This window comes from Burkholderia sp. CCA53, from assembly GCF_001685525.1.
Taxonomy (GTDB): domain Bacteria; phylum Pseudomonadota; class Gammaproteobacteria; order Burkholderiales; family Burkholderiaceae; genus Burkholderia; species Burkholderia multivorans.
In genome coordinates this window covers 2355303-2369782 of record NZ_BDDJ01000001.1, presented here as the reverse complement: position 1 = coordinate 2369782, position 14480 = coordinate 2355303, and the positions used below count along the sequence as shown (strand labels likewise).

Annotated in this window: 16 protein-coding genes; 6 read left to right on the top strand and 10 right to left on the bottom strand. The window is 66.3% G+C overall.

Annotated features, from left to right (window positions below; translation table 11 throughout):
• Positions 1 to 54: 54 nt before the first annotated feature.
• Both BCR55_RS11000 and BCR55_RS10995 read left to right on the top strand, forming a co-directional pair.
• The gene (locus tag BCR55_RS11000; RefSeq protein WP_053296941.1) at positions 55 to 1239 is read left to right on the top strand and encodes an acetylornithine transaminase; all 1185 of its coding nucleotides are present in this window, start codon (positions 55 to 57) and stop codon (positions 1237 to 1239) included.
• Between the two features lie 13 nt (positions 1240 to 1252).
• Positions 1253 to 1708: a GNAT family acetyltransferase gene (locus BCR55_RS10995; protein WP_006405869.1), complete on the top strand. Its 456-nt coding sequence runs from the start codon at positions 1253 to 1255 to the stop codon at positions 1706 to 1708.
• Positions 1709 to 1730: 22 nt separating this feature from the next.
• On the opposite strand, the gene BCR55_RS10990 is transcribed toward BCR55_RS10995, so the two are convergent.
• From BCR55_RS10990 to BCR55_RS10955, 8 genes are all read right to left on the bottom strand, one after another.
• Entirely contained in the window at positions 1731 to 2402 is a 672-nt protein-coding gene (locus BCR55_RS10990) for a DUF2278 family protein (protein ID WP_053296940.1), read from the bottom strand.
• A 238-nt stretch (positions 2403 to 2640) separates the two neighbouring features.
• Complete coding sequence (locus BCR55_RS10985; RefSeq protein ID WP_012212865.1) at positions 2641 to 3357, bottom strand: ABC transporter ATP-binding protein; 717 nt, start codon at positions 3355 to 3357, stop codon at positions 2641 to 2643.
• Positions 3357 to 4133: an ABC transporter ATP-binding protein gene (locus BCR55_RS10980; RefSeq protein ID WP_006398552.1), complete on the bottom strand. Its 777-nt coding sequence runs from the start codon at positions 4131 to 4133 to the stop codon at positions 3357 to 3359. The genes BCR55_RS10985 and BCR55_RS10980 overlap by 1 nt, the downstream gene beginning before the upstream one ends.
• A gap of 23 nt (positions 4134 to 4156) precedes the next feature.
• Positions 4157 to 5326, bottom strand: coding sequence for an ABC transporter ATP-binding protein (locus BCR55_RS10975; protein WP_006398551.1), 1170 nt, complete (start codon positions 5324 to 5326; stop codon positions 4157 to 4159).
• Between the two features lie 18 nt (positions 5327 to 5344).
• On the bottom strand, positions 5345 to 6295 hold the full coding sequence (locus tag BCR55_RS10970) for a branched-chain amino acid ABC transporter permease (protein ID WP_006405872.1): 951 nt from the start codon (positions 6293 to 6295) through the stop codon (positions 5345 to 5347).
• Between the two features lie 211 nt (positions 6296 to 6506).
• On the bottom strand, positions 6507 to 7304 hold the full coding sequence (locus tag BCR55_RS10965; RefSeq protein ID WP_053296939.1) for a hypothetical protein: 798 nt from the start codon (positions 7302 to 7304) through the stop codon (positions 6507 to 6509).
• A 227-nt stretch (positions 7305 to 7531) separates the two neighbouring features.
• The gene (ispH, locus tag BCR55_RS10960; protein ID WP_006398548.1) at positions 7532 to 8509 is read right to left on the bottom strand and encodes a 4-hydroxy-3-methylbut-2-enyl diphosphate reductase; all 978 of its coding nucleotides are present in this window, start codon (positions 8507 to 8509) and stop codon (positions 7532 to 7534) included.
• A gap of 2 nt (positions 8510 to 8511) precedes the next feature.
• A complete protein-coding gene (locus tag BCR55_RS10955) occupies positions 8512 to 8967 on the bottom strand; it encodes a peptidylprolyl isomerase (RefSeq protein ID WP_006405874.1) in 456 nt (151 codons plus the stop codon).
• Positions 8968 to 9101: 134 nt separating this feature from the next.
• On the opposite strand from BCR55_RS10955, the gene radC reads away from it, so the two are divergent.
• From radC to nadB, 4 genes are all read left to right on the top strand, one after another.
• On the top strand, positions 9102 to 9872 hold the full coding sequence (gene radC / locus BCR55_RS10950) for a DNA repair protein RadC (RefSeq protein WP_053296938.1): 771 nt from the start codon (positions 9102 to 9104) through the stop codon (positions 9870 to 9872).
• 238 nt (positions 9873 to 10110) lie between these two features.
• Positions 10111 to 10344, top strand: a complete 234-nt coding sequence (rpmB, locus tag BCR55_RS10945) for a 50S ribosomal protein L28 (protein WP_004186391.1) — start codon at positions 10111 to 10113, stop codon at positions 10342 to 10344.
• 17 nt (positions 10345 to 10361) lie between these two features.
• Positions 10362 to 10529, top strand: coding sequence for a 50S ribosomal protein L33 (gene rpmG / locus BCR55_RS10940; protein ID WP_004185395.1), 168 nt, complete (start codon positions 10362 to 10364; stop codon positions 10527 to 10529).
• 161 nt (positions 10530 to 10690) lie between these two features.
• A complete protein-coding gene (gene nadB / locus BCR55_RS10935) occupies positions 10691 to 12277 on the top strand; it encodes an L-aspartate oxidase (protein ID WP_053296937.1) in 1587 nt (528 codons plus the stop codon).
• 86 nt (positions 12278 to 12363) lie between these two features.
• Here nadB and nadC read toward each other — a convergent pair whose 3' ends face one another.
• Positions 12364 to 13245 carry a carboxylating nicotinate-nucleotide diphosphorylase gene (nadC, locus tag BCR55_RS10930; protein WP_053296935.1) on the bottom strand — a complete coding sequence of 294 codons (882 nt, stop codon included), beginning with the start codon at positions 13243 to 13245 and terminating at the stop codon, positions 12364 to 12366.
• A complete protein-coding gene (gene nadA / locus BCR55_RS10925) occupies positions 13242 to 14378 on the bottom strand; it encodes a quinolinate synthase NadA (protein ID WP_006398541.1) in 1137 nt (378 codons plus the stop codon). Before nadA ends, nadC begins: the two co-directional genes overlap by 4 nt.
• Positions 14379 to 14480: the final 102 nt, after the last annotated feature.

The window sequence follows — 14480 nt, the reverse complement described above, 5'->3', positions numbered from 1 at the left end:
CCGTGGCTTTTTTATTGCCCGTTTCCGTTTCCACGTCCGCCGGAGTCTGCTGCCATGCCCCTGAACGATTACCCGATCGACTCGCTGATGTACATCACGAACCGCCCCGACATCGTGTTTACGCACGGCAAGGGGTCCTGGCTCTACGATCACACGGGCAAGCGCTATCTCGACTTCATCCAGGGCTGGGCCGTCAACAGCCTCGGGCACTGCAACGAAGGGATCGTCGAAGCGCTGAAGTCGCAGGCCGAGAAGCTGCTGAATCCGTCGCCGGCGTTCTACAACGAGCCGATGGCGAAGCTTGCCGATCTGCTCACGCAGCACAGCGTGTTCGACAAGGTGTTCTTCACGAACAGCGGCGCCGAAGCGAACGAAGGCGCGATCAAGCTCGCGCGCAAGTGGGGCCGCAAGTTCCGCAACGGCGCGTACGAGATCATCACGTTCGATCACAGCTTCCACGGCCGCACGCTCGCGACGATGTCGGCGAGCGGCAAGCCGGGCTGGGACACGCTGTACGCGCCGCAGGTGCCGGGCTTCCCGAAGGCCGAGCTGAACAACATCGAGTCGGTCGAGAAGCTGATCAACGAGAAGACGGTCGCGGTGATGCTCGAACCGATCCAGGGCGAAGGCGGCGTGATTCCGGCGACGCGCGAGTTCATGCGCGCGCTGCGCGAGCTGACGCGCCAGCACAACCTGCTCTTGATCGTCGATGAAGTGCAAAGCGGGTGCGGCCGCGCGGGCACGCTGTTCGCCTACGAGCTGTCGGGCATCGAGCCGGACATCATGACGCTCGCCAAGGGCATCGGCGGCGGCGTGCCGCTCGGCGCGCTGCTGTCGAAGGCCGACGTCGCGGTATTCGAAGCCGGCGATCAGGGCGGCACGTACAACGGCAATCCGCTGATGACGGCGGTCGGCCATTCGGTGATCTCGCAACTGGTCGCGCCGGGCTTCCTCGAGGGCGTGCGTGCGCGCAGCGAATACCTGAAGCGCAAGCTGCTCGAGCTGTCGGAGGAGCGCGGCTTCGAAGGCGAACGCGGCGAAGGGCTGCTGCGCGCGCTGCTGCTCGGCAAGGACATCGGCCCGCAGATCGTCGAGAAGGCGCGCGACATGCAGCCCGACGGGCTGCTGCTGAACGCCGCGCGCCCGAACTTGCTGCGCTTCATGCCCGCGCTGAACGTGACGACCGACGAGATCGACCAGATGATGGCGATGCTGCGGTCGGTGCTCGACACGCTCTGAGGAGAACCCGCCGATGGATGCCGCCGCCGATGCCGTCGTTATCCGCCCGTTCGAACGCGCCGACACCGATGCCGTGCTCGCGGTGTGGCGCGACGCGTTTCCGCATTACGATGCGGCCGGCGCGCCGCCGCACCGCGATCCGCAGCGCTCGATCGAGCTGAAGCTCGCGACGCAGCCGGAGCTGTTCTTCGTCGCGGTCTGCGGCACGCGCGTCGTCGGCACGCTGATGGCCGGCTTCGACGGCCATCGCGGCTGGCTCTATTCGTTCGGCGTCGCCAACGACGTGCGGCGGCTCGGCGTCGGCCGCGCGCTGATCGCGCATGCCGAGCGTGCGCTCGCCGCGCTCGGCTGCCCGAAGATCAACCTGCAGGTGCTGCCCGGCAACGACGACGCATGCCGCTTCTACGCGGCGCTCGGCTATCGCGTCGAAGAGCGCATCTCGTTCGGCAAGACGCTGCCAGCGGCCTGACGCGACGGCCGGCAGCGTCGCGTCAGCGCGTGATCGGCCCGGCGTCCGGCAGCGGGTTGCCGAGCGCGTCGGTCGGCACGGCCTGCTTTTCGAACGCGGCGAAATAGGCGGCCCACTGCGTATCGCTCACGCGCACGATCAGCGCGCCGTCCTGCCAGACGTCGTTGTGATCGTTATGGTCGTTGCCTGCGCGGTGCAGGTAGTTCGGGCCCGTCGAGCCCTGGTTCATGTGCGTGTCGTGTATCCCGTTGCCCTGCGCATACGTGCGGCCGAACACGACCACGTCGAACTGCTCCGCCTGCGCGGCGTTCACGAGCCGCAGCAGCGACGGGATCGGCTCGGGATGCTCGGTGCCGTCCATCACCGCGCTCGCGCGCCACGTGCCCGTTTCGTTCAGGATGTCGCTGCGCAGATAGTCGAGCGCCGGCAGCGCGCTTTGCCCGGTGAGATCGGTATAGCCTTCCGGCGCGGCCGCGAGCGTCTGCGTGACCGGATGATGGAAATCGTAGACGAGCTTGTAATACAGCAAATCGTCCGCGTCGTTGGTGCCGACGTTGATCGCGACGTCCCAGTCGCCGCCGGGCACGGCCAGCGTCAGGTGGACGTGATACTGCGTCTCGCCGCCGTGCGGTGAACCCTTCAGTCTTGCGACGGCCTTCACCTTCGCCTTTACGAAACCGTAATCGAGACTCATGCGTGCTCTCCATGCGCCGAGGGGGCTCATCATGCTACGCGCTGCGCGTGTCGGCTTGCCGACAGCCGCGCGCCGCCTGCCGTGCCGCATGCGCGGCACGATCGTCGAATGGAGTCGGAATCGCGCACACAGTTCGATGCCGGGCACCCGACATGAAAAAAGGCCGTCACGACATCGCGTGACAGCCTTTCGAAAGCCCTCGCATGGCGCGGCCTGGCGGCCGCGTCCACGTGTTCGCTCATTCGCCCAGATACGCGGCGCGCACCTTCGGATCGTCGAGCATCTGCTTCGCGTCGCCTTCCATCGTGACCGTGCCCGAATCCATCACGTAGCCACGATCGGCCGCCTGCAGCGCGAGGCGCGCGTTCTGTTCGACGAGCAGCACCGTGATGCCCTCCTTCGAGATCTCGCGCACGACTTCGAAGATCTTCTCGACCATGATCGGCGACAGCCCCATCGACGGCTCGTCGAGCAGCAGCAGCTTCGGCTTGGAGAGAATCGCGCGCGCCATCGCGAGCATCTGCTGCTCGCCGCCCGACAGCGTGCCCGCGAGCTGCGACGCGCGCTCCTTCAGACGCGGGAAGAAGCCGAACATCCGCTCGACGTCCTTCTTGATCTGCTCCTTGTCGCTGCGCAGATACGCGCCCATCTGCATGTTCTCGACGATCGACATCCGCGCGAAGATCCCGCGGCCTTCCGGCACCATCGCGAGGCCGCGCTTGAGCAGCTCGTGCGGCGGCACGCCCTTGATCGACTTGCCGTCGTATTCGATGTCGCCGGCCGAGTACGGCTTCAGCCCCGTGATGGCCTTCATCGTCGTGGTCTTGCCTGCGCCGTTCGCGCCGATCAGCGTCACGAGCTCGCCCTGACGGACTTCCATGTCAACGCCCTTGACGGCCTGAATGCCGCCGTAGTTGACCTGCAAGCCCTTGATTTTCAACATTGCCGCTGCCATCAGTGCACCCCTGCGCCGAGATATGCCTCAATCACCTTCGGATTCTTCTGCACGTCCTGCGGCAGACCCTCGGCGATCACCTTGCCGTAATCGAGCACCGTCATCCGGTTGCACAGGCCCATTACGAGCTTCACGTCGTGCTCGATCAGCAGGATCGTGCGGCCGTCCGCGCGGATCTTGTCGAGCAGACGCGTGAGTTCGACCTTCTCGGTCGCGTTCATCCCGGCCGCCGGCTCGTCGAGCGCGAGCAGCTTCGGATCGGTCGCGAGCGCGCGCGCGATCTCGAGCCGGCGCTGGTGGCCGTACGACAGGTTGCGCGCGGTGTAGTCGGCATACTGCAGCACGCCGACGTATTCGAGCAGCTCGATCGCGCGTTCCTTGATCTCGCGCTCTTCCTGGCGTTCGGCCGGCGTCTGGAACACCGCGCCGAGCAGCCCGTGCTTGGTGCGCACGTGGCGGCCCACCATCACGTTCTCGAGCGCGGTCATCCCGCCGAACAGGCGGATGTTCTGGAACGTGCGCGCGATGCCGGCCTTCGCGACCTGGTGCACGGCCGTCGGCGTGTAGTTCTGGCCGTCGAGCTTGAACTCGCCGGAGTCCGGCGTGTAGAGGCCCGTGATCACGTTGAAGAACGTCGTCTTGCCGGCGCCGTTCGGGCCGATCAGCCCGTAGATCTCGCCTTCGCGGATCTGCAGCCCGACGTCGGACAGTGCCTGCAGCCCGCCGAAGCGCTTGTTCACGCCCTGCACGGACAGTCGGATTTGCTTGTCGCTCATGTGTGGATCCCCTTGTCCGTTGATTACGCGCGCACCGGCTTCTTGCCGTTGCGCTTCGCCAGCTTCGCGATCTTGTCCTCATGCTTCGGCGCGGGCCACAGGCCTTCCGAGCGATACAGCATGATGATGACCATCGCGAGGCCGTACAGCGCCTGACGGATCACTTCGGTATCGACGACGTCGTGGCCGAACAGCGCGTGCTGCAGCGGGCTCATCGTCGAGCGCAGGAATTCCGGGAACACGGCGAGCAGCACCGCACCGAGGATCACGCCGGGGATATGGCCCATGCCGCCGAGCACGACGCACGCAAGCACGACGATCGACTCCCAGAACGTGAACGATTCCGGCGACACGAAGCCCTGGAACGCACCGAACATCGCGCCCGACAGCCCGCCGAACGACGCGCCCATCGCGAACGCGAGCAGCTTCACGTTGCGGGTGTTGATGCCCATCGCCTTCGCGGCGATCTCGTCTTCGCGGATCGCGGCCCACGCACGGCCGATACGCGAGTGCTGCAGGCGCGTACAGACCCAGATCACGAGCAGCGCGCACAGCACGAACAGGTAGTAGTACATGTACACGGACGGCAGCTGGAAGCCGAACAGCGTGTGCGTCTGCGACAGGTTGAAGCCGCCGACGTGCACCGGATCGATGCCCGTGATCCCCTTCGGACCGTTCGTGATGTTGACCGGACGATCGAGGTTGTTCATGAAGATCCGGACGATTTCACCGAAGCCGAGCGTGACGATCGCCAGATAGTCGCCGCGCAGCCGCAGCGTCGGCGCACCGAGCAGCACGCCGAACGTCGCCGCGAGCGCCATCGCGATCGGCACGATGATCAGGAACGGCACGTGCAGCCCGTTCGGCGCGAGCGCCGCGATCCACTCGAACTGCGAGGTCAGGTGCGGCGAGCTGAGCAGCGCCGCCGTATAGGCGCCCACCGCGTAGAACGCGATGTAGCCGAGGTCGAGCAGGCCGGCGAAGCCGACCACGACGTTCAGGCCGAGCGCGAGCATCACGTAGAGCATCGCGAAGTCGAGCACGCGGACCCAGTAGTTGCCGCCGGCCGCGCCGATCACGAGCGGGGCGGCGATCACGAACGCCGCGGTCAGGATGCCGATGGTGACGGTCTTCGCGGTGTTGCGCTCTTCGACGAGCGTCGTCGACGATTCGATCGGTTGAATGGATGTCATGTTGTTTGCTCCCTTCCGTTACGCGCGGTCTGCGACCCGTTCGCCCAGCAGGCCCGACGGACGGAACACCAGCACGATGATCAGCACGATGAATGCGAACACGTCCTGGTAGTTACTGCCGAACACGCCACCCGTGAGATTGCCGATGTAGCCGGCCCCGAGCTGCTCGATCAGGCCGAGCAGCACGCCGCCGACCATCGCACCGCCGAGGTTGCCGATCCCGCCGAGCACGGCGGCGGTGAACGCCTTCATGCCGGGGATGAAGCCCATGTAGAAGTGCACGTTGCCGTATTCGGACGCGATCATCACGCCGGCCAGCGCGGCGAGCGCGGAGCCGATCATGAAGGTGGCCGAGATCACGAAGTTCGGGTTCACGCCCATCAGGCTCGCGGTGTTCGGGCTTTCGGCGATCGCACGCATCGCGCGGCCGAGCTTCGTCTTGTGCACGAGCAGCAGCAGGCCGCCCATCACGATGAACGCGACGGCAATGATCACGATTTCGGTGACCGAGATCACGGCGCCGGGCGTCGTGTCGGTCGCCTTGATCACGTTGATCGGATCGGTCGGCAGCAGTTGCGGGAACGGCAGCGGGTTGCGCGACCAGATGATCATCGCGGCCGTCTGCAGCAGGATCGACACGCCGATCGCGGTGATCAGCGGCGCGAGACGCGGCGCGCGGCGCAGCGGCCGGTACGCGACACGCTCGATCGTGAAGCCGACGAACGCGCAGACGATCGCGGCGATGCCGAGGCCGATCGTCAGCGTCGCGATGTTGCCGAGTTCGGGGAAATGGTTCTGCAGCACGGTGATGGCGGACAGCGCGACCATTGCGCCGATCATCAGCACGTCGCCGTGCGCGAAGTTGATGATGCCGAGAATGCCGTACACCATCGTGTAGCCCAACGCGATGATGGCGTACACACTGCCGAGCACCAGCCCGTTGAGGATCTGCTGGACGAAAATATCCATTTAAAGCTCCTTGGCCCGTGCGGCCGGAGGACGTTGCGCCCCGCGGGTAAGCGAGGAATCGCGCCTTCTCGGCGACACTGCGGGTACTAGTCGATACCGGTAAGGGTTGATCGTCCCGGCGCGCGCCGCCCGGCCTGTACGGCCGGACCTGCCGCCGGAGCGGATACAAAAACGGCACCGCACTGTTCCGGTGCCGTCGTGAGTCCCGTCGCTAAATCGTTACGACATCGAGGACGGTGGTGTGGGCCTCCTTGAAGTCGTAGGGCAGCATGCCGAAACGGCCGGCGTCCGGTTTCCCGAAAGCCGCGCCTGGTTCCGTCCGGGCCGGGGCGAACCCCGTATCCCGCCCGATCAGGTTGCGCACCGCGCCGCGCGCGGGCTCGACCGCCTTGCCGGCGCATGCGCTGCCGCCGCCAAGGGTGTGTGCTCCGACGCCGGACGCGCGCACCGCACGACGCGTTGCCGCGCGGCGCGCGCCTCCGATCCCGGTCGGGACTGCGTCGGAATTCAGCGGACGAAGCAGGCCGCGCGCGATCGCGCGACGGGCCGTCGCTACGCGCTGCTTCGTCGAATCGGAATGAGCGGACACGGAGATCGGCGACGCGGCGACGCTCGCGCGGCCGCCATCCGCCGCCGGCGCGCATTGCGCGGCAACCCGCGTGCCCGCCGTCGCGCCGCGCGCGCGGCAGGCCGCGACGGATGCGTGCGGCGAGCCGGCGTGCGTGCGGCCCGCTACGTGGATGTCCTCGATCGTCAAACGTGTCCCGTCTACATTGCTCGGTTGCGCGATACGGCGCCCCCACGACGCCGCACGACCGGTTCTGGCGACGCGCACGTCGCTGGCCGGCGGTGCCGCGCACGCCGCAGCCTCCCTGCCCGCCTCGTCGTCGCTCTTTTTGCTGCAGCCGGCGACCATTGCAACCGGTGCGGCGACGGACACGGCGTAAGCCAACTTCACATGCATCGAATAGGTCTCCCGCGCCTTGCCAAAACCTGCTTTCGAAGCCATTCCGGCCTCAAAACGGGCGCATTGTAACTCCATTTAGAACGCGCCAATATTCCTGATTCGATGGGGTTTTCCTGCATTGCAACCAATTTTGAGAGGCCGTTTGGAACGGACGGAGCAACCGGGTTGCACCATGCCGGGGAACGATGGTTGCGAGTGGGGAATTCGACGGACAAAAAAAAAGCGCGCCGTCAGGCGCGCTTCGGTGCATCGCGATTGCAATGCGGCAATCAGGCGGCGGGCAGGTTGAGCCCGCGCGGCAGCGGGAACGAGACGTTCTCCTCGATCCCCTCGAGCGCGCGCACGTTGCGTACGCCGAGCTCGCGCAGCCGCGCGATCACGGCCTGGGCGAGCACCTCCGGTGCCGACGCGCCGGCCGTCACGCCGATGCGGCGCTTGCCGGCGACCCATGCCGGGTCGATCTGCTCGGGTGCGTCGACCATGTAGGCCGCGACGCCGCGCTTCTCGGCCACTTCGCGCAGACGGCTCGAATTCGAACTGTTCGGGCTGCCGACGACGATCACGACGTCGCACTGCGGCGCCATGAACTTCACCGCGTCCTGACGGTTCTGCGTCGCGTAGCAGATGTCCTGCTTCTTCGGTTCGCGGATCTTCGGGTACTTCGCCTTCAGCGCCGCGATGATCTCGGCCGCGTCGTCGACGGACAGCGTGGTTTGCGTGACGAGCGCGATGCGCTCCGGATCGGCGAGTTCGAGCTTCTGCACGTCCTCGACGCTCTCGACCAGATGCATCCCGCGCTCGACCTGGCCCATCGTGCCTTCGACTTCCGGATGGCCCTTGTGGCCGATCATCACGATGTCGACGCCGTCCTGGCGCATCTTCGCGACTTCGACGTGCACCTTCGTGACGAGCGGGCAGGTCGCATCGTAGATGCGCAGCCCGCGCACGCCGGCTTCGTCGCGCACGGCCTTCGACACGCCGTGCGCGCTGAAGATCACGGTGTTGCCGGCCGGCACTTCCTCGAGCTCCTCGACGAAGATCGCGCCTTTCTTCTTCAGATCCTCGACCACGTACTTGTTGTGGACGATCTCGTGACGGACGTAGATCGGTGCGCCGTGCATCGCGATCGCGCGTTCGACGATCTCGATCGCGCGATCGACGCCTGCGCAAAACCCGCGCGGCTGCGCGAGCAGGATTTCGGCGTCGGCGGCGACGGTCTGTCCGGACAGCGTATCGGTGGTGCTCATGATTACAGGATTCCGATGATTTTCACTTCGAACGTGAGCGCTTGGCCCGCGAGCGGATGATTGAAATCGAACAGCGCGGAGGTTTCGCCGACTTCCTTCAGCACGCCTGCATATCGGCCGCCGTCCGGTGCGTTGAACTCGATCAGTTCGCCCGGCGTGAAGTCCTCGTCGACCATGCCGTTCTCGCGCAGCGTCGCGAGCGTCACGCGCTGCAGCATGTCGGGATTTCGGGGACCGAACCCTTGCTCTGGCGTTAGCTGAAAAGTCGAATGGTCTCCGACCTTGAGCCCCAGCAGAATCTGTTCCAGCGACGGCGCCAGTTGCCCGGCGCCCAGCAGCAGCGTCGCGGGTTTGTCGGCGAAGGTGTTGACGATGTCGGCGCCGTCGGCCAGTGCAAGCCGGTAATGCAGCGTGACATGGGAACCGGGCTTCACTTCGGATAGATCGATGAGGCTCATGAATTACTCGTTCAGTCGGCGCCCGAAACGGCCGCGAGGCCCAGCGCAAAGCCAATATTGTAAGTCACCTGAGCGCGCAAGGCTGAAAGTGCGACGACGTTGCACGTGCGGCCGCCGCCAATGGAGTTTCGACGATGCTCATATCCTGCCTTCTTCCGCCCGTCGAATGCCGCGACGCGCACGACGTTCCGCCGGCCCCGCCCGCGCGTGCGCAGCCCGGCGCGCCGCGCCGGCGCCGGCCCGGCAACTGGCGGGCGAATTTGCCGCGCGAACGGCTGCTCGAGCGCGGGCCGGCCGCGCTGACCGACGACGAGCTCGTCGCGCTCCTGCTCGGCTCCGGCGTGCGCGGGCACAGCGTGTTCGCGAGCGCCCGCGCGCTGCTGGTGCGGTTCGGTTCGCTGCGCGGGCTGCTCGACGCGACGCCGGCCGATTTCGGCGCATGTCCGGGCATCGGGCCGGCGCGCGCGGCGCTGCTCGGCGCGATCACCGAGCTCTCGCGCCGCGCGCTCGCGGAAAAGGCGCTGCTGCGCCGGCCGATCGACTCGCCGGCCGCCGTCGACGACTATCTTCGGCTGAAGATCGGCACGCGGCCGTACGAAGTCTTCGTCACGCTGTATCTGGATGCCCGGCACGGGCTCATCGACATGGAGGAAAATGCGCGCGGCTCGCTGACGCGCATGGCCGTCTATCCGCGCGAGATCGTGCGCAGCGCGATGCGGCTGAACGCGGCCGCGCTGATCGTCGCACACAATCATCCGTCGGGCGCGGTGCAGCCGAGTGCCGAAGATCGGCGGCTTACGCGCATGTTGCGCGACGCGCTCGCGCTGGTCGACGTGCGGCTGCTCGACCACGTCGTCGTCGGCAAGGCCGACACATTCTCGTTCGCGCGCGCCGGTTGGCTGTAGACTGTGGCGCGGCGCCCCTTCGCGGAGCGCCGCAACGGCGATGCGAAATTAGGTTTGATTTTCCTGATATTTTTCTGCTAGAATCGCCGTCTGTCTTTTTTCCAACCAGTTCTAGCCATCGAAGGGCCTTGTCTGCAAGGGCTTGTGCGTTCGGAGTGCGGCCATGGATCACGTGGCGGCGCGATGAGAACCTTCACCGGCGATCGAACCCCGAATTTAGCGTATTAGGAGTGCTCTCATGGCACGCGTATGCCAAGTAACTGGGAAAGCGCCGATGAGCGGCAACAACGTTTCCCACGCGAACAACAAGACCAAGCGCCGCTTCCTGCCGAACCTGCAAAACCGCCGGTTCTGGGTGGAAAGCGAAAACCGTTGGGTGCGCCTGCGCGTTTCGAACGCCGGCCTGCGCCTGATCGACAAGAACGGCATCGATTCCGTGCTCGCTGACCTGCGCGCACGCGGCGAAGCCTAAGCCCAAGGAGCACAATCATGGCAAAAGGCGCACGCGACAAGATCAAGCTCGAGTCGACCGCTGGTACGGGTCACTTCTACACGACCACGAAGAACAAGCGCAACATGCCGGAAAAGATGGAGATCATGAAGTTCGATCCCGTCGCCCGCAAGCATGTGGCATACAAGGAAACGAAGATCAAGTAATCTCCGCTTCCTGCACAGCCTGTTGACACGAAAAGCCCCGCTCATGCGGGGCTTTTTGTTTTGCGCGTACGCAGCTTCGTCCGACGCGGTATGCTCTCCCCTTTCCCGCGGCGCGGCCGCCGGAACGCACGAGCCTCACAGCACAACGATGGAGATGCAGCATGAAATTCGACGTGGCGATCGTCGGCAGCGGCCTGGCAGGGCTGTCGGTCGCACTCAACCTGGCCAGCACGCGACGCGTCGCGCTGATCGCGAAGCGTTCGATGATGGAAGGCGCGAGCGATAACGCACAAGGCGGCATCGCCGCTGTCCTCGATTCGGCGGACAGCATCGAAAACCACGTCGACGATACGCTCGTCGCAGGCGGCGGCCTGTGCGACGAAGCTGCGACGCGCTACATCGTCGAGCACGGCCGCGAGGCGATCGAATGGCTGATCTCGCAGGGCGTGCCGTTCACGAAGGACGACGCGGCCGAACTCGGCTTTCACCTGACGCGCGAAGGCGGCCACAGTCATCGCCGAATCATCCACGCGGCCGACGCGACCGGTCATGCGGTGCTCGCGACGCTGTCGGAGCGCGCGCGCCGGCATCCGAACATCACGTTCTTCGAAAACCATCACGCAATCGACCTGATCACGTCGGACCGGCTCGGCCTGCCCGGCCGCCGCTGTCACGGCCTGTACGCGCTCGACGTCGAGCACGACCGCACGATCACGATCGAGGCGCCGCACACGGTGCTCGCGACGGGCGGCGCCGGCAAGGTCTACCTGTACACGACCAACCCCGACACCGCGACCGGCGACGGCATCGCGATGGCGTGGCGCGCGGGCTGCCGCGTCGCGAACATGGAATTCATCCAGTTCCATCCGACCTGCCTGTTCCATCCGTACGCGAAATCGTTCCTGATCTCCGAGGCCGTGCGCGGCGAAGGCGGCCTGCTGAAGCTGCCGGACGGCACGCGCTTCATGCCCGCGCACGATCCGCGCGCGGAGCTCGCGCCGCGTGACATCGTCGCGCGCGCGATCGACTTCGAGATCAAGAAGCGCGGGATCGACTGCGTCTATCTCGACATCAGCCACCAGCCCGAAGCGTTCCTGCGCGAGCATTTCCCGACGATCCACGCGCGCTGCCTCGAATTCGGCATCGACATCGCGAAGGAGCCGATCCCGGTCGTGCCGGCCGCGCACTACACGTGCGGCGGCGTCGTGACCGACCTTGCCGGACGCACCGATCTGGCCGGCCTGTATGCGGTCGGCGAAACGTCGTACACGGGCCTGCACGGCGCGAACCGGCTCGCCAGCAATTCGCTGCTCGAATGCCTCGTGATCGGCCGTGCGGCGGCCGGGGCGATCGAAGCGGCCGGCTTCGACGTCGAAGCGACGGGTCCGTTGCCCGCATGGGACGAGAGCCGCGTGTCCGATGCCGACGAAGAAGTCGTCGTCGCGCACAACTGGGACGAGCTGCGCCGGCTGATGTGGAACTACGTCGGCATCGTGCGTACCGACAAACGCCTCGAGCGCGCGAAGCATCGGCTGTCGCTGCTGCGTGACGAAATCCATGAGTACTACGCGAACTTCCGTGTGACGCGCGATCTGCTCGAACTGCGCAATCTCGTCGACGTCGCGACGCTGATCGTGAAGAGTGCGCAGTCGCGCCGCGAAAGCCGCGGGCTGCACTACAGCCGCGACTGGCCGAACACGCTGCCGAAGGCGCTGCCGAGCGTGCTGCAGCCGCGTTCGCGTCGCTGAGCCAGGCACGCGTCGACCGGAAAGAGAAAGGCCGCCGGCGCATACGCACCGGCGGCCTTTTCGTTGCGTTGCCGCGCGTCGCGCGATCAGGCGACGATGCGCATCGAATAATCGGTCGCGCGCACGTCCTTCGTCAGCGCGCCGATCGAGATGCGGTCGACGCCGGTTTCGGCGAACGTGCGCACCGTGTCGAAATTGACGCCGCCCGAGACTTCGAGCACCGCCTTGCCGGCCGCTACGCGCACCGCTTCGCGCATCATGTCGAGCGTGAAGTTGTCGAGCAGCACCGACTGCGCGCCGTGCGCGAGCGCCGTGTCGAGCTGCGCGAGCGTCTCGACCTCGATCTGCACGGGCACGCCCGCGTCCAGCGCGAATGCCGCATCGAGCGCCTCGCCGACGCCGCCTGCGGCCGCAATGTGGTTTTCCTTGATCAGAATGCCGTCGTACAGCGCAAGACGCTGGTTCTCGCCGCCGCCGACGCGCACCGCGTATTTCTGCGCGAGCCGCAGCCCCGGCAAGGTCTTGCGCGTATCGAGAATCTTCGCGCGCGTGCCCTCGATGCGATCGACGTAGCGGCGCGTCGCCGTTGCGACACCCGAGAGCAGCTGCAGGAAATTCAGCGCATTGCGCTCGGCGGTCAGCAGCGCGCGCGCCGGCCCTTCCAGTTCGCAGACGATCGAGTCGGCCGTCATCCGGTCGCCTTCGCGGTAGCGCCACTGCACGGCGATCGACGGATCGATCTGCGCGACCACCGCGTCGAACCACGGCACGCCGCACAGCACGGCCTCCTCGCGCACGATGATGCGCGCACGACGCCGCTCGTCGGCCGGCACGAGCCGCCCGGTCTGATCGCCGGGGCCGACGTCTTCGGCAATTGCGTCGGCGACGTTGCGCGCGATCGCGTCGTCGAAGGCCGCGCCGTATTGCGCGCGGATCGCGTCGTAAAGCGGAGAAACGGCGCTCGTCATGCCGCCCCCACGTTCGCAAACAGTGGCTGGTCGCGCTGCAGATCGCCGCTCGCCTGCACGCGCTTCTTGTGCGCGGCCGCGAACGCGAGCATGCGGTCGATCGGCAGACGCGCGCGTTCGCCGATCGCCGGATCGACGAAGATTTCGTTGTGGCCGCGTTCGAGCACGTCGGCGAGATTCGCGAGGCCGTTCATCGCCATCCACGGGCAATGCGCGCAGCTCTTGCAGGTCGCGCTGTTGCCGGCCGTCGGTGCGGCGATGAAGGTCTTGCCGGGCGCCGCGAGCTGCATCTTGTGCAGGATGCCGAGATCGGTCGCGACGATGAAACGCGTCGCGTCGAACTTCACGGCCGCGTCGATCAGCTGCGTGGTCGAGCCGACGACGTCGGCCTGCGCGACGACGCTCTCCGGCGATTCCGGATGCACGAGCACCTTCGCGTCCGGATATTCGGCGCGCAGCAGGTCGAGCTCGATGCCCTTGAATTCGTCGTGAACGAGACAGGAGCCCTGCCACATCAGCATGTCCGCGCCGGTTTTCTTCTGAATATAGCTGCCGAGATGGCGATCCGGCGCCCAGATGATCTTCTCGCCGCGCGCATGCAGATCGGCGACGATCTCGAGACCGATCGAGGATGTGACCATCCAGTCCGCGCGCGCCTTCACGGCTGCGCTCGTGTTCGCGTAGACGACGACGGTGCGATCGGGATGCGCATCGCAGAACGCGGAGAACTCGTCGACGGGGCAACCGAGATCGAGCGAGCAGGTCGCGTCGAGATCGGGCATCAGGATGCGCTTGTGCGGGCTCAGGATCTTGGCCGTTTCGCCCATGAAGCGCACGCCGGCGACGACGAGCGTCTGCGCGTCGTGATCGCGGCCGAAGCGCGCCATCTCGAGCGAATCGGCGACGCAGCCGCCGGTTTCGTCGGCCAGCTCCTGCAATTCGGCGTCGACATAGTAATGCGCGACGAGCACGGCCTTTTCACGCACGAGCAACGCCTTGATGCGCGCTTTGAGCGCCGCACGCTCCTCCGCGGACGGCGTCTCGGGCACCTTCGCCCACGCCTGCCCGACGCCGCACGTGGCGCCTGCCGCGAGCGGCCGATCGTATTCGACGGACTTGATCGTCGATTGCATCTCACAGTCTCCTGTCGGCCGCCGCACGCGCTTGCGCATGCCGCGACCCCATGCTTCGCACCGGCCGGCGTGCGCGCGCCGCGCGTGCCGGCCCCAAACACC